This is a genomic window from Candidatus Pelagibacter sp. PS_16, assembly GCF_059417965.1.
On sequence record NZ_CM182074.1, the window covers coordinates 549,577 to 572,044 of the forward strand.

A 22,468-nucleotide genomic window follows, 5' to 3' on the forward strand; every position below is an offset into this window, starting at 1 on the left:
TTTATAATACTCATCACATGAAATTAAAAAAAATCTTACCTCAACTATTAACATTATTATTTATAGTTTTAATATTTGGTTTCTTTACCATGAATGCTCAAGAGAACATGGATACAAGAGGTATCGAATTTGGTTTTGGTTTTTTAACTCAAGAGGCATCATTTGATATACAATTTTCTTTAATTGATTATGATGGGTCACACTCCTATGCAAGAGCATATCTTGTTGGATTATTAAATACACTCTTAGTAGCTTTCATTGGAATTATTTTAGCTACATTATTGGGTCTTATTGTTGGTGTTGCAAGATTATCTCCAAATTATTTGATTAGAAAAACTGCTTCTTTTTACATAGAATTTTTTAGAAATGTTCCATTATTATTACAGATTTTCTTTTGGTATTTTGCAGCTCTAAGAGCTCTGCCAATGCCTCAAGATGCTACATTATTATTAGGTTCATCTTTTATGACCATAAAGGGACTTTATACACCAGCTCCAATTTGGACAAATTTCGATATTTTTTTTACAACGTTAATTGTAGCAATGATTTTAATTTTCTTTTTTGTCAAATTTGCGAAAAAGAAACAAGAACAAGAAGGAAAACAATTGCCAGTATTAATTATCTCATTAGCTATTTTTATAGGTCTACCACTGTTAACATTTTTAGTGGGTGGTGTTGATTTATCTTTTAGCTTTCCAGAATTAAGAAAAATGTCTCAATCTTCTTACACATTTGATGGGGGTATGGGTATACCACCTGAGCTAATTGCGCTAACTTTAGCCTTAACTCTCTATACGGCAACTTTTATTGCAGAAAATGTAAGAGCAGGTATTCAAGGTATTGGTAAAGGGCAAAAAGAAGCTGCTGCATCAATTGGTTTAACACCAAGCCAAGTTTTGAAATTAGTAATTATGCCTCAAGCGTTAAGAATAATTATACCACCTACTACTAATCAATATTTAAATTTAACCAAAAACTCTTCTTTAGCAGCAGCAATTGCTTATCCAGATCTAGTTTTAGTTTTTGCGGGTACTGCAATGATGCAAACAGGAAAGGCAATTGAAATTGTTGGTATTACAATGGCCACATATTTAACTATTAGTATAGCAATTTCATTACTAATGAATTGGTACAACCAAAGAATAGCGATAAAGGAAAAATAATGAATTCAAAAAATCTTGATTTATCAAAATCTAAAATTCAAATAAATAGAAATACTTCTCTGATTATTGGAATTTTATTTTTTTTCTTAGGTATTTTTGATTTTTGTTTAAATAATTTTTTAGGCACAAATATTACCTCTTTCTTACCTAGGTTTATTAATTTTTTTACCCCTTTAATCTTTGGGGTAATTGGTCTTCATTTTATTAGAATTGAATTTTCAGGTATTAAAATTTTAGATAGCCTTAATAAAAATATTAACCCAAGTAATTTTAATGCAGCTTTAAGTTTGTGTATTATTTTTCTTATAATATTTTCACTTCCTCCATTATTAAATTGGTTCATTTTTGATGCTAATATTTCTGGTGACACTAAAGAAGCGTGTACTGGTGGTGGCGCTTGTTGGGTTTATATCAAAGTTTGGTTTAATAGATTTATGTATGGAATGTATCCTAATGCAGAACAATGGAGAATTAATATTACATTTATTGCTGTATTATCCTTTATGGCAGCTGGATTTTTTGTACCTGCTAAATTTAGAAATTATCTTTCTCTTTATTACACCCTTATATTACCAATTATTTCTTTTATCTTAATCTACTATTTGATTTCAGGAGGTTCTTTTGGACTTGAGTGGGTTGAAACAGGTGCGTGGGGTGGCTTATCTTTAACCTTTATAGTTTCTTTTTTCTCTCTAATTTTTTGCTTTCCAATTGGTATGATGTTGGCTCTTGGTAGAAGATCTGATTTACCGGTTGTTAAATATTCATCTCTTTCATTCATTGAATTTTGGAGAGGTGTTCCTTTAATTACAGTTTTATTTATGTCAGCTGTAATGTTTCCAATGTTTTTACCTGATGGAACATATGTAGATAAACTAATTAGAGTTGTTGTAGCAATTACTTTATTTGAAGCGGCTTATACAGCTGAAGTTATAAGGGGAGGACTACAAGCTCTTCCAAGAGGCCAATATGATGCAGCTAAGTCACTTGGGATGGGTTACTGGAAACTTCATATTTTTGTTATCCTTCCACAAGCTTTAAAATTAGTAATTCCAGGAATTGCGAATACATTCTTAGCACTTGTAAAAGATACACCACTAATTTTTGTAGTAGGTCTTTTAGAGGTAGTTGGTATGTTAAATTTAGCTAAAACTAATCCCGAATGGCTAGGATTTTCGATGGAAGGATATGTATTTGCTGGAATAATATTCTGGATTATTTGTTATAGTATGAGTAAATATAGCCAGAAATTAGAATTAAAATATAAAACAGATAGATAAATTATGTCAGATTCAATTATTCAAATTCAAAATGTAAACAAGTGGTTTGGGGATTTTCAAGTATTAAAAGAAATAAATCTTGAAGTTAAACCTAAAGAAAAAATCGTTGTGTGTGGACCATCTGGATCTGGAAAATCTACACTAATTAGATGTATTAATAGACTAGAAGAGCATCAAAAAGGATCAATCATTGTTGATGGTACTGAAATTTCAGAAGATACAAAAAATATAGAACAAGTTAGAGCTGAAGTTGGGATGGTTTTTCAACAATTTAATTTATTTCCTCATTTATCTATTTTAGACAATTGTACGTTAGCTCCAATTTGGGTAAAGAAAATGCCAAAAAAAGATGCAGAACAATTAGCTTTAGAACACCTTGAAAAAGTACAAATTTTAGATCAAGCCCAAAAGTTTCCAGGTCAATTATCAGGCGGACAGCAACAAAGAGTTGCTATTGCAAGAGCACTTTGTATGGAACCTAAAATTATGTTATTTGATGAACCTACTTCTGCGTTAGATCCTGAAATGATTAAAGAGGTACTAGATGTTATGGTTAATTTAGCAAAACAAGGTATGACAATGATTGTTGTAACTCATGAGATGGGCTTTGCTAAAGAGGTAGCTGACCAAATGATATTTATGGATGAAGGAATGATTGTAGAAAAGGCCACTACTAAAGACTTTTTTGCTAATCCTAAAAGTGATCGTACTAAACTTTTCTTAAGCCAAATTTTATAAGTCTTTTTAAAGCTTATAGTTCAACAATTTTATTTTTTCATTTTATATTATAAGTTCTTGACACATTTTGTTATTTTCTACTTAACTTTATAAAATAAATAAATTTTTGTGTTGCGATAACAGTCAAAAATTAGTTCAATATGTTTTTAAAAACAAACTTTAAGAGGGGTCTTAATGGAAGATAATTTCAACAAACATTTAGGTAACAAATTAAAGCTAAGAAGATTAGCTTTAGGTCTCACACAAACAAAAGTAGCAAAAGCAATTAATGTTACATTTCAACAAATTCAAAAATATGAAAAAGGAACTAATGGAGTTAGCTCAATAAGACTTCTTCAATTAGCAAATTATTTAAAAGTTCCAGTAAATTATTTTTTTGAAGATTTTTCAGAATATTTAATAAATCTAGAAAGATCTCAAGTAGGTCACATGAATGTAAATTATAATTTTTTAGTTAAATTATATTCTGAACTTAATAACGATCAAAAGTTAAAGTTTAGTAAATCTTTACAGTCTTCAAATATTGGGATTTCAAAAGCAGTTTAATTTTTATTAAATTAATGACCCCTATAAATTTTGAAAATCATTTTTAAAAAAATTTTTTATAATTTCATATTTGTAATGAAAAGTTTATTAAAAGTTTTTTTATTATTTATATTATTAAGTGGAAATGCTTTTGCAAAAGTAAAATCTAAAGACATTAATTTTCCAGGCAAATATTATACTAAAGAAATTAAGACTTGTTCAGCAATTCCTAAGGATAAATCATTTAGTAATAAATCAACTATTGATACCGTTAACAGTGTAGTTGGTTTTGATTGGTCAGCTTACCATGAGAAATATAGTAATTCTATTTTGGTAGAACATGCAGCAATCACGAAACCTATAAAAGTTATGATTGCAGGAACCCACATGGCTATTGGTGATAAAAATCAAACTAACATCAATATAGCCAAAGGTTTATTATTAGAAATAGCTAAGGCAAATACTTTATATAACAGCATAAGTTATGAAGAATTAAAAAAAAAGGAAAGTGTTGGAAAGATAATAACCCCAAAGCTCCTTGTTGGTACCATGAATATGAATTTGCAGGTCAATGGTTTGGAAATTATATGATTAGTGCAGTAATGCTTAAATCTGAATTGAATAAAGAGGAGTTTAAGATTGTGAATAATTACATTAAAAAAATGTACAAAAAGTTCTTAAAACCAATTCAATTTAAAAAAAATGACAAAGGGTTTTATGCAATGGCTAATGGAGGATTATCAACATTAGTTTATGCATCATGGACAGAAGATAAAAAACTTGCTGCTAAAGAAATTAATCACACATTAAAACAAATAGACAAACTATTTTATGATGATGGATACATTAACGATAACTCTTTCAGGGGTCTCAGAGGGCAATGGTACCATTCATATGGAGTTGATATTGCCCTAGGATATATTTATATTGCTGAATTATGGGGAGCTAATGTTCCAAAAAATATACATGAGAAACTATTTAATTCAGTAAAAGTAGTAAATTTAGCGATTACTGATCCTGAAAAGTTTTTAGAAAGAAAAAATCCTAATGGTCTAGCGAGAAATAGAATTACAGATCCAAAAAAAGCAACACCTCATACACATCAAATGGCTATAGCTATAGACACTCTTATGGAAATAGTGACAGGTATAAAATTGGAACATGATCCGATATACTTACGAAAAAGAAAAATGCATACGCCTGATGGGATAGATGATCTAATTGGTTTCAATCCCAATTGTATAATTCGATAAATCTAAAAGATAAAGATTTTGGCTCCTCGGGCAGGACTCGAACCTGCGACCAATTGATTAACAGTCAACTGCTCTACCAACTGAGCTACCGAGGAATATCAAAAACACAACTTACTTTTTTTTAAGAGTAAAACAAGATTTTTTTTTGGAGGCATCGCCCAGAATCGAACTGGGATACAAGGATTTGCAATCCTCTGCGTAACCATTCCGCCACGATGCCCTCTCCTCTCAATTTAAATTAAATAGAGAGCCTTTTATATATTAAATATATAAAATTAGTCTACCAAATAAGCCTTCAAAATGATTATTGTTAATTAATATTATTAAATTATAAACTTATTATCACCTATGAGTAACGATAAATATATACATACAGACGTTGAAGATAAGATTTATTCTTATTGGGAAAAAAACAATTTATTTAAACCCACTAAAAATAAGAAACAATTTTCAGTGGTTATACCTCCGCCCAATGTAACTGGTAGCCTTCATATGGGTCATGCTTTGAATAATTCAATTCAAGATCTTTTGGTTAGATACCACCGTATGAATAATTATGAAACCTTATGGCAACCTGGAACAGATCATGCAGGTATTGCCACACAGGCCTTAGTTGAGAAAAAATTAACCGCTGATGGTATTGATAAAAATGAAATTGGAAGAGAAAAGTTCATAGAAAAGGTTTGGGAATGGAAGGAAGAACATGGTGATATCATTTTAAATCAACTAAAAAAACTAGGTTGCTCTTGTGATTGGTCAAGAAATGCTTTTACAATGGATGAAAACCTTTCAAAATCAGTTTTAAAAGTTTTTGTAGAGCTTCACAAAAAAGGTTTAATTTATAAAGATAAAAAACTAGTAAACTGGGATACGGTTTTAAAAACAGCAATATCTGATTTAGAAGTGGATCAAAGAGAAGTTAATTCTAAGATTTACTATATTCAATATCCTATAGAAGCTTCTAGTGATTTTATAACTATAGCAACAACAAGACCTGAAACCATGTTGGGTGATACAGCGATAGCTGTAAATCCAAAGGATGATCGATTTAAACATTTAGTTGGTAAGTTTGTAACAGTACCAATTGTTGGAAAAAAAATAAAAATTATTGAAGATGAATATGCTGATCCTGAGATGGGAACGGGTGCTTTAAAGATAACACCAGCACATGATTTTAATGACTATGAAGTGGGACAAAGAAATAATTTAGAAATCATAAATATTTTTACTGAAGGTGGCAAAGTAAACGAAAACGCTCCTAAAGAATATATTGGACTTGATAGATTTGAAGCTAGAAAAAGAATTATAAAAGAACTTAAAGAAAAAGAGTTTTTTGTTAAGGAAGAGAACATAAAGAATAAAGTTCCTTATGGGGATAGGTCTAATTCAATAATTGAGCCTTTTTTAACAGAACAATGGTTTGTCGATGCAAAAAAATTATCAATTAAAGCTAAAGATATAGTTAACTCTAAAAAAACTAATTTTTTTCCTGCTAATTGGTCAAAAACTTATTTTCAATGGATGAACAATATTGAGCCATGGTGTATCTCAAGACAGCTTTGGTGGGGACATCAAATACCTGCTTGGTATGGACCAGATAAAAAAATCTTCGTTGCAATAAATGAAGAAGAAGCAAAATTGGATGCAAAAAAATTCTATAATAAAGATGTAGATTTAATTCGTGACCCAGATGTATTGGATACTTGGTTTTCATCAGGTCTATGGCCTTTTGCTACATTGGGTTGGCCTGACAATAAAGAATATGTAGATAAATTTTACCCGACATCAGTACTGGTTACAGGGTTTGACATTATATTTTTTTGGGTAGCACGCATGATCATGTTTGGAATGGAGTTTCTAGACAAAGAGCCTTTTAAAGATGTTTACGTTCACGCCCTTGTTAAAGACGAGAAGGGACAAAAAATGTCTAAATCTAAAGGAAACGTAATTAATCCCTTAGACCTAATTGAAAAATATAGTGCAGATGCTTTAAGGTTTACTCTACTGTCAATGGCGTCACCCGGAACAGATGTAAAACTTTCTGAAGATAGAGTTAAGGGTTATAGAAATTTTTTAAATAAATTATGGAATGCAAACAATTTTTTAATTACCAATAATTGTGATTTTTCTAAAATTGATGAAAAACCAATTTTATCAATTAATATTAACAAATGGATCTATGCTGAACTTATAGAAACTAAAAATAAAATTGAAAAAAATCTAAAAGATTACAGGTTTGATGAAGCTGCAAAAAATGCCTATCAATTTACTTGGCACTCTTATTGTGATTGGTATTTAGAGCTATCTAAAACAATCCTATTTTCAGAAGATGAAAAGGCAAAAGATGAAGTAAGACAGGTATCAGCTTACGTATTTAAACAGATATTAATATTATTACATCCATTTATTCCATTTGTGACTGAAGAAATTTGGCTAAATAATAAATTTGATAACACAGGTAAAGACTTTTTAATGTTAGCTAATTGGCCTTCTGGAGAGTTTGAAAGAGATACATCCATTAATCAAGTTGAAAAAATTATCAGTATAGTTTCTGAATTAAGATCATTTAAAAATGAATTAAGTGTAAGCCCTGGGTCATTTATAGATATTTCAATAGAGACAGTTAGTAAAAAAGAACAATCATTTTTTACTGAAAATGAAATTATTCTAAAAAAACTTGGTCGTATCAAAAATTTATATAATAAAGATCTGGATAAACCAACTGCTACATTGATGGTTTCTGGAGATTTATTCAAAGTGTATTTTGATGAAGATGTCGATTTAGAATTAATTAAAAAAAACTTAACTACAAGGCAAAATAAATACCAAGAAGAAATGAATAAAATATCACAAAGATTAGCTAATAAAGGCTTTGTTGATAGAGCACCAAAAGATATTGTTGATCAGGAAAAAACTAATTATAATAATTTAAAAAATGATGTTGAGAGAATATCGATAACTATAAAGGGTTTATAATGGCAAAATTTAATAAAAAAAAATTACCAAGCAGACATACTTCATTAGGTGCTGATAGAGCTCCACATAGATCATTTTACTATGCAATGGGTGAAACAGAAAAAGATGTAGCAAAGCCATTTGTTGGTGTTGTGTCAACTTGGAATGAAGCTGCTCCTTGTAATATTGCTTTAATGAGACAAGCTCAATCTGTCAAAAAAGGCGTTAGAGCTTCAGGTGGAACCCCTAGAGAATTTTGTACGATAACAGTAACTGATGGTATTGCCATGGGTCACGAAGGAATGAAGTCATCTTTAATCTCTCGCGAGGTAATTGCTGATTCAACTGAACTTACTGTGCGTGGTCATTGTTATGATGCGCTTGTTGGTATTGCTGGTTGTGATAAATCTTTACCTGCCTTAATGATGGCAATGGTTAGATTAAATGTTCCAAGTGTATTTATTTATGGTGGCTCAATACTTCCAGGTCAATATAAAGGTAAAGATGTAACTGTTGTTGATGTTTTTGAAGCAGTTGGAAAACACTCAGCTGGAAAAATGTCTGCAAAGGAATTAAGAAAATTAGAGTTAGTTGCTTGCCCAAGTGCAGGTGCATGTGGAGGTCAATTTACTGCAAATACTATGGCCTGCGTTTCTGAAGCTATTGGTTTAGCATTACCTTATTCAGCTGGAACACCTGCTCCATACGAAGAACGTGATAAGTATGCATTATTAAGTGGCAAGACTGTAATGAATTTATTACAAAAAAATATTCGTCCAAGAGACATTGTTACAAAAAAATCTTTAGAAAATGCTGCAACAATTGTAGCGGCTACTGGTGGATCGACAAATGCTGCTTTACACCTACCAGCTATAGCTAATGAAATTGGAATTAAGTTTGATTTAATGGATGTAGCTAAAATTTTTAAAAAAACTCCATATCTTGCAGATTTAAAACCAGGTGGAAAATATGTTGCAAAAGATATGTGGTTAGCTGGTGGAGTACCTATGTTATTAAAAACTCTTTTTGATGGTGGTTTTATACATGGTGATTGCATGACTGTTACTGGAAAAACAATGAAACAAAATTTAAAAAATATTAAATTTAATCCTAAGCAAAAAGTATTAAGAGCATATGATAATCCTTTATCACCAGATGGCGGTGTTGTAGGTCTTAAAGGTAACTTAGCTCCTGATGGTGGAATTGTTAAAATTGCTGGTTTAAAAAAATTACAATTCACTGGAAAAGCTAGATGTTTTGATAATGAAGAAGCAGCAATGGCTTGTGTGCAAAAGAAAAAATATAAAGCAGGTGATGTAATTATTATTCGTTACGAAGGACCAGTTGGCGGTCCTGGTATGAGAGAAATGCTTTCAACAACAGGTGCTATTTATGGTCAAGGTATGGGTGAGAAGGTTGCTCTAATTACAGATGGTAGATTTTCTGGGGCTACAAGAGGTTTTTGTGTGGGTCATGTTGGCCCTGAGGCGGCCTTAGGCGGCCCTTTAGCTCTTTTACGCAATGGAGATGTAATTGATATAGATGCCAAAAAAGGGACTATTAACGTTAGATTAACTAAATCACAATTAGCCACAAGACATAAGAAGTGGAAAGCAAAAAAATCAAGCTTTGGATCGGGTACTATTTGGAAATATGCTCAAACAGTAGGTCCCGCTTATTTAGGTGCACCAACACATCCCGGTAAAAGAAAAGAAGTAAAAGTTTACGCTGATATTTAATGAAAATTAGACCCGTTATATTATGTGGCGGAGCAGGAACTAGACTTTGGCCTAATTCTAAAAATTATCAAGCAAAACAATTTATTGATTTTGGTAATTGGACTTTATTAGGAAAAACTCTTGAAAGAGTTAAATCTTCGACCTTTGATGTACCGATCATAAGTACAAATCTTAAATATTTAAAAGAGGTAAAAAAACATCTTAAGAAACATAAGATAAGTAAATATAAAATTGTTTTAGAACCCGCAAAAAGAAATACAGCACCAGCAATTCTTGCATCAGCATTAATTAAAGATATTCCAAATGAACAACCCTTAATGTTTTTTGCAGCAGACCACTTAATAGAAAAAGCTAATATTTTTAATAAAGCTATTAATAAAAATAAAACTAATTTAACAGACCAAAATATATTCATCTTTGGAATTAAACCAACATCTCCATCAAGTGAATATGGTTATTTTTTAACAAAAAAAGTTAAAGGAAATATTAATAAAGTAACAAAATTTATTGAAAAACCTAAAGAAGCTAAAGCTAAACAAGTCATTAAACAAAAAGGTTATTGGAATTCTGGTATGTTTTTTTTGAGAAAAGACTCAATAATAAATAACTTTAAGAAATACCAACCTACAATGTATAAAAATTGTCTTAATGCTGTTTCAAAAGCTAAACTTAAAGATAACACTTATTATTTAAATAAAGCTTCATTTGAAAAAGCTACAGCAAAATCTTTTGATTATGCAATTTTAGAAAAAACCAAACAAATTAATGCTATTAAATTAGACATTCCTTGGTCAGATCTTGGCAGCTGGAAAGAGATCTTAAAAATGTATGATAAAAATAAGAATAAATATTATAAGAAAAAAAATGTTTATTACCGGCCTTGGGGTAGGTACGTTAATTTATTCGAAGGTAAAGGTTTTTTAATCAAAGAACTATTTGTTAAGCCTAAAGGTGTTTTAAGTTTACAAAAACATCATCATCGATCAGAACATTGGTTTGTAACTCAAGGAACGCCTAAAATTACACTTAATAAAGATAGTTTTTTTAGAAAAAAAAATGATCATATATTCATTCCATTAGAAGCAATTCATAGAATTGAAAATAAAGGCACAAAGCCTGTTAAAATTATTGAAGCACAAGTTGGATCGATATTAAAAGAAGGTGATATTGTCAGGTTTCAAGATGTGTATGGTCGTACTTAATAATATTAATACAGCTACATAAAGATGTAAGATACAGCTTGTTCTATTCAATTAATCCTAAAATATAATTTTATAAATTCCAATTAAAAATAATGGTATCTGTAACCCAAAGTTTGTTAATATGGCTTTATCTTTTGATATAAAACCAGCTATTGTCCAACCAATAACTCCAAGACCATGGAAGTAGATGTTAATAGGGTAGATATTTAAGTTAGTTAATAATATTCCAGTTAATACTAAAGCAGTGCTGATCCATTTTAGGTATTTTTTTATAAGCATAGTCTCCTTTAAATGTAAGTTTTGTTAGGAATTTATTACAATTATAGAACAAGCAAAAACCTTTATTACTGGGGTATTGACATAAAAAAATGTTATGTTATAACATAACAAAATGAATAATCACGACATAGTTTTTGATATAATTAAGAAATCTAAAAAGCATTTAACGGCTTATGAAATATTAGATAAATTTCAAAAATTTAAAAAGATACAGCCAATGGCTGTTTACAGATCTTTAAAAAAACTAATTGAAGAAGATAAGATACATAAATCTAATCAAAATAAGACCTATGTATTGTGTAGTCATGAGCATGTTAAGCATAATCCATCTATAGCTATTTGTAGAGATTGTGGAGACACAGAAGAGCTTAAATCAGAATTATTTGAAACAATATTTAAAAAAAACCCAATCAAAAAATATGACTTCAGTGATTTTCAGCTTGAAGTCTCAACAAAATGTAGGAGATGTAACTAATGGAACACGCACATGAATTACCAGAATTTCTTCACTTTTTAGAAGAACTTATAGAGGAATATGGAATATTAAGAGGATTTGTATTTGGTTTTGTTCATACGTTAATACCATTAATTGGTTTTTATTCAGGTTGGAGCATAAACCGTTTTTTGAAATTAGTTTCTAATGGTGCAATTGCTGGAATAATTGGAATAGTTTTAGCTCATATTATAGCAGACTTTATAGCAGCATTACTTGATCCAAATTTAAAAAGTGCTGCCTTTGGAATTGTTCTTGGTGGCTTCTTACCTTTATTAGCGGTACCTTTTTTAGAAAAATATGTAACGAAAAGCCAATACCATAATGTTGTTGGTGATCATGAAGATCTAAAAAAAGATTTGAAAAGCAAGCATAAATAATATTTAATATTGGGATGAGTACAGTTCCCTTAACATTAAAAGAAATTTTAGAACTAGCCAAAAAAACACTATTAGCTAATGGTTGTGATGAGGAAAATGCTAGTATTCTAGCGGATACTATTATGAGAGCTGAAAGAGATGGTTCTGTTTCTCATGGTTTGTTTAGATTACCAGCTTATGTAGCAGGCTTAAAAAGTAAAAAGATTAATGGTAAGGCAAGACCCGAATTAGAAAATGTTGCTCCAAGTATTATTAAAGTACTAGGCAACAATGCAGTTGCTCCTATGGTTTTAAGTTTAGGATTACCTGCAGTTATTGAATTAGCAAAAAAAAATGGTGTAGCAGTTCTTGCCATAAAAAATTCACATCACATGGCAGCCCTTTGGCCTGAAACTGAAGCTATTGCTGAAGCTGGACTTGTTGGTATTGCTTGCACATCTTATAAGCCAGCTGTTGCACCAGCGGGTGCTACTAAACCTTTATATGGGACAAATCCAATTTCTTTTGCTTGGCCTAGACCTGGTAAAACTCCTGTTGTCTATGATATGGCAACTGCTTCAATGGCAATGGGTGAAGTTCAAATTGCAAAAAGAGAAGGGCACAAAGTTCCCCTTGGAACGGGTTTAACTAAAGAGGGCAAAGAAACAACCGATCCTGGAGAAATAGCTGATGGTGGAGTTATACTTCCTTTTGGAGGCTATAAAGGATCTAGTATTGCAATGATGGTTGAATTATTAGCTGGAGCATTAATAGGTGAAAATTTTAGTTTTGAAACTGCTGCAAAAGATACTAACGATGGTGGTCCCCCAAGTGGAGGTGAATTTATCATAGCAATCTCACCAGATAAAATTTCTGGTAAAGGTTGGGATAAACATGCAGATGAATTTTTTAGTAAAATGTCAGCTATGGAGGGTGTTAGGCTTCCTGGAGAAAGAAGACATAAAAATAGATTAAATAAAGGACCAAGAAATATTAATGAAGAACTCTTTAATAAAATTAAATCTTTAAGCTAATTCAATTTCAATAGGTGTGTGATCAGAAGGTTTTTCTTTTCCTCTTGGGTCTTTATTAATATTAACATTTTTTACTATATTTAATAAAGAATTTGAAACTAAGAAGTGGTCAATTCTTAATCCATTATTTTTCTGCCAAGCACCTCTCATATAATCCCAATAAGTATAGCCTTCCTTTTCACCATGAATGTGACGGTAGGCATCATGAAAACCTAGATTAATCATTTCTCTAAATTTTTTTCTTATCTCAAGTCTGTATAAAGCATCATCTTCAAACCCTTTAATATTATAAGCATCTTCAGCTGAAGGAAGAATATTAAAATCACCAGCTAAGATAATATTTTCATTTTTCTTTGAAAGAGTTTTTAATTGTTTAATTAATTTATCTAACCAGTCTTTTTTATAAGTGTATTTATCAGTATCTACAGGATTACCATTTGGAGTATAAATATTAATCAGTTGAACATTTTTTTTCTTATGTTTTAGTTCTGCTGAAATAATTCTAGATTGTTTCAATTTATCTTTAATCAAATCTATTCTAACATTTTCTAGTTTATGTTTGGATATAATAGCAACACCATTATAACTTTTTTGTCCAAATACATGACTCTCATAATCTAATGCTGAAAAATCATCATAGGGAAAGGTCTCATCTTGCGTTTTAATTTCCTGCATCATAACAACATTAGGAGAAAATTTTTGAAGGTATTCTTTAATATTTTCAATTCTTGCTCTAACAGAATTAACATTCCAAGATGTAATAATCATTATATAGAGAAAGAAACACCACAACCGCAAGAAGATTTGCTTTGTGGGTTAGTGATCTTGAATTGATCGCCAATTAGTTCCGAAACAAAGTCCACTTCTGAACCTTTTAATAAGTCTGCTGAAGTTTTATCTATAAGAATATTTTCATGTTTTAAGTCGTCTGCTTCTAATTTTTTGTCAAAAGTAAACTCATATTGAAAACCTGAGCAACCACCGCCTTTAATAGCGATTCTAAAAAATGACCCTGGATCTTTTTGAGACAACAAATTATTAATCTGTTTTATAGCTTTATCTGTAAATTTAATTTCTTTAATCATATAACAACACTGATAATACTAATATAATATCAATTTATTAAATTTAAAGTATGAATAATTACTCAAATTTAGCTTTATCTAAAAGCAAAGGTCGTATTTTTAAAGAAGCTAATTCACTTTACAGAACTCCATTTCAAAGAGACAGAGATAGAATTATTCACAGTGCCTCATTCAGAAGGTTAAAACATAAAACACAAGTTTTTGTTAACACAGAAGGGGATCATTTTAGAACTAGAATTACCCATTCAATTGAGGTTGCGCAAATTGCAAGATCAATAGCTAAACATTTAGGTTTAAATGATGATCTAGCTGAAACCTTAAGTTTGGCTCACGACTTAGGGCATACACCGTTCGGACATGCTGGAGAAGATGCTCTTAATGAATGTATGGTTAACTTTGGAGGCTTTGACCACAATCTTCAAACCTTAAGAATTGTTATGTTTCTTGAACATAAATACCTTAAATTTAAAGGCCTGAACTTAACATTAGAAACTTTAGATGGATTATTAAAGCACAATGGCACAATTGATGATCTCTTTACTGTTAATAGGTTGATTGGATTAAAAAGTTTTAAGAATAAAATAAACTTTACTAACTCTGGTTCATTGGAAGCTCAAATATCAGCAATCTCAGATGACATTGCTTATAATAATCATGACATACAAGATGGAATTAGAGCCAAAATGTTTAATTTAAACGACTTGATTGAAATTAATTTTTTTAAAGATATTTATAAATCACACAAAAATAATATTAAAAACAACAATAAAGATATTTTGATATATCAAATAATACGAGATTCAATTGATTTAATGGTTAGAGATTTAATTAAGAATACTAAAAATAATTTAAAAAATAATAAAGTCAAATCTTTAAAAGATGTTTATAACTTAGATGATCCTATAGTGTGTTTTTCAAGTAAATTTCTTAAAATTGAAAAAGAAGTTAGGTTTTTCCTAAGAAGCAAAATGTATAACAATAAAAAAGTATTATTAAAAAATAATCATGGAAAAAAAATTATTAATAAACTCTTTTATAAAATTAAGAATAAGCCCAAAAAATTTTTAAACGATGATCAATTAATGAATGACCCAAATAGAGCAATAGCTGATTTTATTTCAGGTATGACAGATAGATATGCAATCAATTTAAATAAAGGTATTTAATGAACATTTTTGATCTCTACTTGGATAAAATAATAATCTTGATTAAAAAGCTTAATAAAGATGGTTCTTTAGAATTACCTGAATCTTTAAATGGAATTAATGTAGATATACCACCATCAAATTTTGACTGCGATATATCAACCAATGTAGCCATGGTTCTCTCTAAGGCTAATAAAAAATCTCCAATTGATATTGCAAATATTTTAATTGAATTAATTAAAAATGAAGATGAAAAAATAGAATCTATTTCTGTAGCAAAACCAGGATTTATTAATATTAAATTTAAGACAATATATTGGAATAATTTTATTAAAAGTATTACTCAAAATCACAAGGATTATGGTGTCAATAATAAAGAAAAAAAACAAAAATATCTTATAGAATTTGTTTCAGCTAATCCCACTGGCCCTCTTCATGTTGGACATTGTAGAGGAGCAATATTGGGAGATGTTATTTCAAATATATTAATTTTTAACAAGCATGATGTTTCAAAAGAATATTATGTTAACGATTATGGTAATCAAATCATAAATTTTACAAAATCTGTTTTTTTTAGAATTAGGGAAATACTTTTTAATGAAAAATTCCCAATTGAAAACTCTGATTTATATCCTGGTGATTACTTAGTTGGTATTGCTAAAAATATTATAAAATCTAATAAAGTTTTAAAATTTGATAAATTTGAAAATGTTTCAAAAGAACTAACTTTATTATCGGTTTCAGAATCTTTAAAATTGATTAAAAATAATTTATCAAATCTTGGAATAGTGCACGATAGATTTACAAGTGAAACTGATATTGTCTTAAATAATGAAGTTCAGAAAGCAATTGATAAATTAAAAGAAAAAAAGCTAGTATATAGTGGAAAAATTAAGGCTCCCAAAGGTGAAAATGATGAAAACTGGGTAGAAAGGGAGCAACTTTTATTTAAATCAACAGATTTTGGTGATGATAAAGATAGAGCACTACAAAAGTCTGATAAATCATGGACTTACTTTGCTAGTGATGTTGCCTATCATGATAATAAATTAAATAGAAATTACGATACACTTATTAATATATTAGGGGCTGACCATGCTGGTTATATTAAAAGGATAACTTCTGTCGTTGAAGCTCTATCAGGAGATAAAAAAAAATTGATTTGTAAAGTAAGTCAACTCGTCAAATTAATTAAAGATGGAAAACCTTTTAAAATGTCAAAAAGAAAAGGTGACTATATAACAGTTGAAGACTTGATAGCCGAAGTTGGTAAAGATGCTACAAGATTTATTATGCTTAATAGAAGTAGCGATGTAGAGTTAGATTTTGATTTTACAAAAGTTAAAGAAAAATCTAAAGATAACCCACTTTATTATGTCCAATACTGTTATGCCAGAATATCATCTGTCTTTAGACACGTAAATCTAAATATAGAAAATGATTTGAATATAAAAGATTACGAATTTGAATATACTGGTGATGAAATAAAGATATTAAAAAAAATAGCAGAATGGCCCAAGTGTATTGAAGCTGCAAGTCTAAGGCTTGAACCCCACAGAATACCAGTTTATCTTTATGAATTATCATCAGAATTTCATTCTTATTGGAATATGGGAAAAGATGATCAATCAAAAAGATTTATTAACGAACAAAAGAAAATTTCAAATGATAAATTAGTTTTTTTAAAAGTTATATCTAATGTTATCAAATCTGGAATGAATATTGTTGGAGTAGATACTCCTCAAAAAATGTAATGTTAAAAGAACTTAAATATCTTTTATTCTTGGTTGTTATAGTTTTATTTTTTTTTCTATCCTTCAAATACTATTTTTCAAATGAAAATAAAAAAAATTCATACCGATCTTTGAAAAATATTGAGGATAAAACTGAAAATTATTCGCGTAATCTGATTTTACTCAAAAGTGATACTGTTGATATTGTTGAATATGTTGAAAAAAGCATAGATAAAAATAAAAAGAATTACAAGTTTTGGGAACTAATTAATAATGATGGATAATCGTAAAAGTTTCATAGTTGGTTTAAAATCTACTAAATTATTGACTAGTGAAAAAAAATTTCTAATTAAACACAAGCCTTGGGGAATAATACTTTTTTCAAGAAATATTAAAAATATTACACAATTAAAAAAACTAACAGATCAAATTAGAAAAATATTCAATGATAAGAAATACCCTATTTTAATTGATCAAGAGGGTGGTAGAGTTAATAGATTAAAAAAATTTTTTAAAGCAGATAAGTTTACAGGAGAATTTTTTGGTAATCTTTATCATAAAGATAAAAAAAAATTTTATATCGAATACAAAAAGTTTATCAATAAAACTGTCTTATTATTAAAAAATGTAGGAATTAATATAAATACTCTACCAGTCCTTGATGTTAGATCCAAAGGATCAAGTGCAATAATTGGTGACAGAGCCTTTTCAGACAATACAAAGATTGTTTCAGAAATTGGAGATATTTGTATTAAAGAGTTCCATAATAATAAAATTGCCACTGTGATAAAGCATATACCAGGACATGGCTTAGCAAAGGTAGATAGTCATAAAAAAACTCCTACAATCAATAGGGAATTAAGATATTTGAATAATCATGACTTTATGGCATTTAAAAATAAAAACAGTTTGTTTGCAATGACAGCACATATTATTTATAAAAAAATTGATAAAGTTAATACCGCAACACATTCGCAGAAAATTATAAAATTAATAAGAAATCAAATTAAATTTAAAAATATTTTGATGTCTGACGATATATCAATGAAAAGTTTAAAGGGCTCTATAGCAATTAATACAAAGAAATCTTTTAGTGCAGGTTGTGATTTAGTTCTTCATTGTAATGGAAATTTAAAAGAAATGAATGATGTGGCCCTATATTCACCAGTTATAAGTAAGTTTATTAAAAAAAAAACATCACAATTTTATAAGATTATAAGCTAATATTTGTCATGTCTGATTCTGATTCTAAAAACTTTAGTGTAGATCTTGATAATTATAACGGCCCACTTGATGTGTTATTAGATTTGGCAAAAGCTCAAAAAGTTAATCTTGAGGATATTTCTATAACATTACTGGCTGATCAATTTCACAATTATATTACTAATGAAAAGAATCTAAATCTAGAATCTGCATCGGAATACTTGTTGATGGCTACATGGTTAACTTATCTTAAATCAAAACTTTTGTTGCCAGGAAATCCAGAAGAAGAATTTAAAGTTTTAGAAGTTGCTGAAAAATTAAAATTACAATTAAAAAAATTAGAATTGATTAGATTACTTTCTGACCAAATGTTACAAAGAAAAAGACTTGGTAGAGAAATAAGAACTAGAGGAATTAAAGGAAATATACGATCTATATATAGTACTGAATATAAACTAAATCTTTACGAACTTTTAAAATCTTATTCCTCAATTATTATGACCAAAGATTTTCAAAGGATGAATATTCCTAAACTTCCAGTTTTTACCACTGAAGATGGCATCAAAAGAATAAAAGAATTCTTTGGTAAGTTAATTGATTGGAGAAATATTAATGAACTAATACCTTCTTCATTTAAAAGTGGCTCAAAATATAAAACAACTGGTAAAGCAGGAATTTTTGCTGGCTCCTTAGAGCTGGTTAAAGAGGGCAATCTAACTATAAAGCAAGAAAACTTATTTGATGATATTTATATTAAAGAATTAAAATGACAAAAGTAAAAAAAAAAACAAATAACAATATAGTTACTTTCCCATCAAAAATGAATGATGGTGAAAGAGAAGTTGAGGCAATAATTTTTGCTGCTGCTGAACCATTAGATATTGACACTATCGAATCTAAAATTTCAAAAAAAATTGATGTTTTAAAATCATTACAGAAATTACAAAAAGAATATTCATCAAGAGGAATTAATTTAGTTTGTATTTCTAATAAATGGTCTTTTAGAACTTCTGAAAATTTATCGAACCTTATGTCTCAAGAAAAAACTGTAGAAAAAAAATTGTCAAGAGCTGCAGTTGAAACATTAGCAATAATTGTTTATCACCAACCTGTTACTAGAGCTGAAATAGAAGAAATAAGAGGTGTTGCTTTTGGAACAAACACACTTGAGATTTTAATGGAGCTAAATTGGGTAAAACCACAAGGTCGTAAAGATGTACCTGGTAAACCAATTCAGTATGGAACAACTGATGATTTCTTAAGTCATTTTAGTCTTCAAAAATTGTCTGATTTACCTACAGTTGAAGAATTGGGATCTGCCGGTCTTATTGATAGCTCAAATATTGATAATGCAATATTTGGTACTGGTAAATTTTACAAAGAGAAACAAGTTGAAAAAAAAGAGGATATTTATGAAAATATCGATGAGATGTTAGGTGGAACACTAAGTCCTGATGAAGAAAAGTAAAAAGTTACTTTAAAAATAAATTTAAAAGAGGTATAAAATATTATGAGCATTGGAATTTGGCAAATAGCAATAGTAGTTATTCTTGTTGTACTTTTATTTGGTAGAGGCAAGATATCTAGCTTAATGGGCGATGTAGCCAAAGGTATAAAAAGTTTTAAAAAAGGTATGGCTACAGACATTACAGACGAACCTGAGCCTAAAAATGTTTCAGAAAATAATCAAGATAGCAAAGACAAAGAGTAGATTAAATGCCCACTATTGGCTGGTTTGAGATTTTAATAGTAGTTGCTGTTGCAATCATTGTTATTGGACCTAAGGACTTCCCCTATATGTTAAAAAAAGTTGGTTCGTGGATTGGAACCACAAAAAGATATATTAGCAATATACAAAATGAAGTAGCTGACCTTGATATCAATTCTAATGAAATAGAAAAACCTATAGAAGAAAAAAAAGATAATGACAAAATCTGAAAATGAAAGCGGTTTTGTAAGCCATCTAACTGAACTTAGAAAAAGATTAATTCATTCTTTTATTTTTTTATTCATTTTTTTTATTGGATGTTATTTTTTTTCAGAACATTTATATGGTTTTTTAGTTGAACCTTTTGCTAAAGCAGTAAATGAAAGTGGAACTGATAGAAGGTTAATTTTTACAGCTTTACAGGAAACATTTTTAACATACTTAAAGGTTTCTTTTTTTGCAGCATTCTTTGTTACATGTCCCTATATATTGGTACAAATATGGAAATTTATTGCACCAGGACTCTATAAGCATGAAAAAATTGCAATCGTTCCTTATCTAGTTTTAACGCCTATATTATTTTTTCTAGGAGGCATGCTTGTTTATTATTTAATAATGCCGCTAGCTATTAAGTTTTTTCTCTCTTTTGAAAGCACAGGAGCTTCAACAGGATTACCCATTCAATTGGAAGCTAAAGTTAGCGAATATCTTTCTCTGGTTATGAAATTAATTTTTGCATTCGGTATAAGTTTTCAGTTACCAGTTGTCCTTAGCTTATTAGCTAGAGTAGGTATTGTTGATGCTGAATTTCTTAGAAAAAAAAGAAAATATGTCGTTGTAATGATTTTTGCTGCAGCTGCACTATTAACACCACCTGATCCCATAACTCAAATTGGACTAGCAATACCATTATTGATTTTATATGAATTATCTATATTTTCTGTAAACATTATTGATAAGAAAAATAAAAAAAATGCATAATATAAAAGAAATTAGAAATGATGTTGAGGCTTTTAAAAAAGCTTTGAATAAAAGATTTATAGAAATAGATGTAGATAAGATTTTATCATTGGATGAAAATAATAGAGAGTACATCCAACAAAGAGAATTACTTGAAAAAGAAAAAAAAGATATTTCAAAATCTAAAGATCAATCACTTTTTGAAAAATCAAAAAAGATAACTGTTCAAATAGATGATATTAGTAAATTACAAGCTAGCGTTAAAAATGAATTGGAAACAATTTTGTCATCAATACCAAATATACCTCATCCAGATGTTCCTACAGGTAAAGATGAAAACTCAAATGTAGAAATTTCTAAATCAGGAACAATACCAAATTTTAAATTTAAACCTAAATCGCATTATGAATTAGGTGAAAACTTAAATATGCTTGATTTTGATCTAGCAACGAAAACTACTGGATCAAGATTTGTTTTTGTAAAAGATAAATTGGCCATGCTAGAAAGAGCTTTATCAAATTTTATGCTTGATATACATGTGAATACTAATGGTTATGAAGAAATATCCCCGCCACTAATTGCAACAGATGCTACTATGTATGGTACGGGACAATTACCCAAATTTGATAATGACCAGTTTGAACTTAAATTAGACGACTCTAGTGACAGAAAATTTTTAATTCCAACTGCTGAAGTTATTTTAACCAATATTGTAAAAGACCAAATTATTGATAAAAAAAAACTTCCAATGCGAATGGTTGCCTCAACACCCTGTTTTAGAAAAGAAGCAGGAAGTTATGGTAAAGATACTAAGGGAATGATTAGACAGCACCAATTTTACAAGGTTGAAATGGTGAGTATTGTTGAAATTGATAAGTGCTTACCTGAACTTGATAGAATGACTCATTGTGCAACTAAAATTTTAGATTTACTAAAACTTCCATACCGAAAAATTGTTTTATGTACTGGTGATATGGGTTTTAGTGCTGAAAAAACTTTTGATATTGAGGTGTGGCTTCCATCAGAAGATAAATATAGGGAAATCTCAAGTTGTTCTTCATGTGGATCATTTCAAGCTAGAAGAATGAAAGCCAGATATAAAAACGAAAAGAAAGAAACTGTGCTTGTTGGCACCTTAAACGGCAGTGGTTTAGCAGTTGGTAGAACATTAGTTGCCATATTAGAAAATTATCAACAAGAAGACGGGTCTATTCTAGTACCAGAAGCTTTAAAGCCTTACATGAATAATATTGAAAAAATCGTTAAGATTTAAAGTTGTTTTAATTAGATAGATGTTGTAAGAATTCATTTTAATTAAGGAGAATTATGGATCAAGGAATAGGCCAATTTATACCACTAATTTTAATTTTTGTTATTTTTTACTTTTTTTTAATAAGACCTCAACAAAAGAAAGTTAAAGAGCATAAAGCCATGGTAGAAAACTTATCAAGAGGAGACAAGGTTGTAACTTCTGCTGGTATTATTGGGACAGTTGAAAGAATTATTGATAATGAAAAAGTTGAAGTGCAAATTGCTGACAACGTTAAAGTAGAAATTATCAAATCTACAGGTATTCAAGGATTACTTAACTCCCCTGAAGTAAAAAAATAACAT

26 protein-coding genes and 2 tRNA genes are annotated in these 22,468 nt (G+C 29.3%); 23 read left to right on the forward strand and 5 right to left on the reverse strand.

Features of this window, described 5'->3' with window-relative positions:
* The first annotated feature begins 17 nt into the window (after positions 1–17).
* From AC5SL0_RS02800 to AC5SL0_RS02825, 6 genes are all read left to right on the forward strand, one after another.
* On the forward strand, positions 18–1,163 hold the full coding sequence (locus tag AC5SL0_RS02800) for an amino acid ABC transporter permease (RefSeq protein ID WP_011282065.1): 1,146 nt from the start codon (positions 18–20) through the stop codon (positions 1,161–1,163).
* Entirely contained in the window at positions 1,163–2,443 is a 1,281-nt protein-coding gene (locus tag AC5SL0_RS02805) for an amino acid ABC transporter permease (protein ID WP_011282066.1), read from the forward strand. Before AC5SL0_RS02800 ends, AC5SL0_RS02805 begins: the two co-directional genes overlap by 1 nt.
* A gap of 3 nt (positions 2,444–2,446) precedes the next feature.
* Positions 2,447–3,181 carry an amino acid ABC transporter ATP-binding protein gene (locus AC5SL0_RS02810; RefSeq protein WP_271616787.1) on the forward strand — a complete coding sequence of 245 codons (735 nt, stop codon included), beginning with the start codon at positions 2,447–2,449 and terminating at the stop codon, positions 3,179–3,181.
* 174 nt (positions 3,182–3,355) lie between these two features.
* Positions 3,356–3,727 (forward strand): helix-turn-helix domain-containing protein, encoded by a 372-nt coding sequence (locus tag AC5SL0_RS02815; protein WP_494618654.1) that lies wholly within the window; start codon positions 3,356–3,358, stop codon positions 3,725–3,727.
* Positions 3,728–3,802: 75 nt separating this feature from the next.
* Positions 3,803–4,297: a hypothetical protein gene (locus AC5SL0_RS02820; RefSeq protein WP_494574324.1), complete on the forward strand. Its 495-nt coding sequence runs from the start codon at positions 3,803–3,805 to the stop codon at positions 4,295–4,297.
* A 50-nt stretch (positions 4,298–4,347) separates the two neighbouring features.
* Positions 4,348–4,959: a hypothetical protein gene (locus AC5SL0_RS02825; RefSeq protein WP_494617577.1), complete on the forward strand. Its 612-nt coding sequence runs from the start codon at positions 4,348–4,350 to the stop codon at positions 4,957–4,959.
* A 19-nt stretch (positions 4,960–4,978) separates the two neighbouring features.
* Here AC5SL0_RS02825 and AC5SL0_RS02830 read toward each other — a convergent pair.
* A tRNA-Asn gene (locus AC5SL0_RS02830) sits at positions 4,979–5,054 on the reverse strand.
* Positions 5,055–5,105: 51 nt separating this feature from the next.
* Positions 5,106–5,179: transfer RNA gene (locus AC5SL0_RS02835), tRNA-Cys, on the reverse strand.
* A 128-nt stretch (positions 5,180–5,307) separates the two neighbouring features.
* On the opposite strand from AC5SL0_RS02835, the gene AC5SL0_RS02840 reads away from it, so the two are divergent.
* Genes AC5SL0_RS02840 through AC5SL0_RS02850 form a run of 3 tightly spaced genes read left to right on the forward strand, consistent with a single transcriptional unit; the run spans position 5,308 to position 10,855 of the window.
* Positions 5,308–7,935 (forward strand): valine--tRNA ligase, encoded by a 2,628-nt coding sequence (locus AC5SL0_RS02840; protein ID WP_011282067.1) that lies wholly within the window; start codon positions 5,308–5,310, stop codon positions 7,933–7,935.
* On the forward strand, positions 7,935–9,653 hold the full coding sequence (ilvD, locus tag AC5SL0_RS02845; RefSeq protein WP_011282068.1) for a dihydroxy-acid dehydratase: 1,719 nt from the start codon (positions 7,935–7,937) through the stop codon (positions 9,651–9,653). The genes AC5SL0_RS02840 and ilvD overlap by 1 nt, the downstream gene beginning before the upstream one ends.
* Positions 9,653–10,855 (forward strand): sugar phosphate nucleotidyltransferase, encoded by a 1,203-nt coding sequence (locus AC5SL0_RS02850; protein WP_494618656.1) that lies wholly within the window; start codon positions 9,653–9,655, stop codon positions 10,853–10,855. Before ilvD ends, AC5SL0_RS02850 begins: the two co-directional genes overlap by 1 nt.
* Positions 10,856–10,912: 57 nt before the next feature.
* Here AC5SL0_RS02850 and AC5SL0_RS02855 read toward each other — a convergent pair whose 3' ends face one another.
* Entirely contained in the window at positions 10,913–11,134 is a 222-nt protein-coding gene (locus tag AC5SL0_RS02855; protein ID WP_006996955.1) for a DUF6552 family protein, read from the reverse strand.
* A gap of 112 nt (positions 11,135–11,246) precedes the next feature.
* On the opposite strand from AC5SL0_RS02855, the gene AC5SL0_RS02860 reads away from it, so the two are divergent.
* From AC5SL0_RS02860 to AC5SL0_RS02870, 3 genes are read left to right on the forward strand one after another with little or no spacing between them, the layout of a single operon-like run.
* Entirely contained in the window at positions 11,247–11,609 is a 363-nt protein-coding gene (locus AC5SL0_RS02860; RefSeq protein ID WP_006996954.1) for a Fur family transcriptional regulator, read from the forward strand.
* Positions 11,609–12,007: a hypothetical protein gene (locus AC5SL0_RS02865; RefSeq protein WP_006996953.1), complete on the forward strand. Its 399-nt coding sequence runs from the start codon at positions 11,609–11,611 to the stop codon at positions 12,005–12,007. Before AC5SL0_RS02860 ends, AC5SL0_RS02865 begins: the two co-directional genes overlap by 1 nt.
* Before the next feature lie 14 nt (positions 12,008–12,021).
* A complete protein-coding gene (locus AC5SL0_RS02870) occupies positions 12,022–13,020 on the forward strand; it encodes an Ldh family oxidoreductase (protein ID WP_494618657.1) in 999 nt (332 codons plus the stop codon).
* Here AC5SL0_RS02870 and xth read toward each other — a convergent pair.
* Together xth and AC5SL0_RS02880 are read right to left on the reverse strand one after the other, a co-directional pair.
* Positions 13,012–13,788, reverse strand: coding sequence for an exodeoxyribonuclease III (gene xth / locus AC5SL0_RS02875; protein WP_006996951.1), 777 nt, complete (start codon positions 13,786–13,788; stop codon positions 13,012–13,014). The genes AC5SL0_RS02870 and xth overlap by 9 nt on opposite strands.
* Positions 13,788–14,105 carry a HesB/IscA family protein gene (locus AC5SL0_RS02880; RefSeq protein WP_006996950.1) on the reverse strand — a complete coding sequence of 106 codons (318 nt, stop codon included), beginning with the start codon at positions 14,103–14,105 and terminating at the stop codon, positions 13,788–13,790. Before AC5SL0_RS02880 ends, xth begins: the two co-directional genes overlap by 1 nt.
* 50 nt (positions 14,106–14,155) lie before the next feature.
* On the opposite strand from AC5SL0_RS02880, the gene AC5SL0_RS02885 reads away from it, so the two are divergent.
* Genes AC5SL0_RS02885 through yajC form a run of 11 tightly spaced genes read left to right on the forward strand, consistent with a single transcriptional unit; the run spans position 14,156 to position 22,465 of the window.
* On the forward strand, positions 14,156–15,271 hold the full coding sequence (locus tag AC5SL0_RS02885; protein ID WP_494618659.1) for a deoxyguanosinetriphosphate triphosphohydrolase: 1,116 nt from the start codon (positions 14,156–14,158) through the stop codon (positions 15,269–15,271).
* A complete protein-coding gene (argS, locus tag AC5SL0_RS02890; protein WP_494618660.1) occupies positions 15,271–17,004 on the forward strand; it encodes an arginine--tRNA ligase in 1,734 nt (577 codons plus the stop codon). Before AC5SL0_RS02885 ends, argS begins: the two co-directional genes overlap by 1 nt.
* Positions 17,004–17,267: a hypothetical protein gene (locus AC5SL0_RS02895; protein WP_006996947.1), complete on the forward strand. Its 264-nt coding sequence runs from the start codon at positions 17,004–17,006 to the stop codon at positions 17,265–17,267. The genes argS and AC5SL0_RS02895 overlap by 1 nt, the downstream gene beginning before the upstream one ends.
* Positions 17,257–18,207: a beta-N-acetylhexosaminidase gene (gene nagZ, locus AC5SL0_RS02900; protein WP_494618662.1), complete on the forward strand. Its 951-nt coding sequence runs from the start codon at positions 17,257–17,259 to the stop codon at positions 18,205–18,207. The genes AC5SL0_RS02895 and nagZ overlap by 11 nt, the downstream gene beginning before the upstream one ends.
* An 8-nt stretch (positions 18,208–18,215) precedes the next feature.
* Positions 18,216–18,956: a segregation and condensation protein A gene (locus AC5SL0_RS02905; protein WP_494618664.1), complete on the forward strand. Its 741-nt coding sequence runs from the start codon at positions 18,216–18,218 to the stop codon at positions 18,954–18,956.
* Positions 18,953–19,654, forward strand: coding sequence for an SMC-Scp complex subunit ScpB (scpB, locus tag AC5SL0_RS02910; RefSeq protein WP_494618666.1), 702 nt, complete (start codon positions 18,953–18,955; stop codon positions 19,652–19,654). Before AC5SL0_RS02905 ends, scpB begins: the two co-directional genes overlap by 4 nt.
* 42 nt (positions 19,655–19,696) lie before the next feature.
* A complete protein-coding gene (gene tatA / locus AC5SL0_RS02915) occupies positions 19,697–19,897 on the forward strand; it encodes a twin-arginine translocase TatA/TatE family subunit (protein WP_006996943.1) in 201 nt (66 codons plus the stop codon).
* A 5-nt stretch (positions 19,898–19,902) separates the two neighbouring features.
* The gene (tatB, locus tag AC5SL0_RS02920) at positions 19,903–20,124 is read left to right on the forward strand and encodes a Sec-independent protein translocase protein TatB (protein ID WP_020169402.1); all 222 of its coding nucleotides are present in this window, start codon (positions 19,903–19,905) and stop codon (positions 20,122–20,124) included.
* On the forward strand, positions 20,111–20,875 hold the full coding sequence (gene tatC, locus AC5SL0_RS02925) for a twin-arginine translocase subunit TatC (RefSeq protein ID WP_020169403.1): 765 nt from the start codon (positions 20,111–20,113) through the stop codon (positions 20,873–20,875). The genes tatB and tatC overlap by 14 nt, the downstream gene beginning before the upstream one ends.
* Complete coding sequence (gene serS / locus AC5SL0_RS02930; RefSeq protein WP_494618668.1) at positions 20,868–22,127, forward strand: serine--tRNA ligase; 1,260 nt, start codon at positions 20,868–20,870, stop codon at positions 22,125–22,127. Before tatC ends, serS begins: the two co-directional genes overlap by 8 nt.
* 50 nt (positions 22,128–22,177) lie before the next feature.
* On the forward strand, positions 22,178–22,465 hold the full coding sequence (gene yajC, locus AC5SL0_RS02935) for a preprotein translocase subunit YajC (protein ID WP_420887231.1): 288 nt from the start codon (positions 22,178–22,180) through the stop codon (positions 22,463–22,465).
* Positions 22,466–22,468 lie beyond the last annotated feature (3 nt).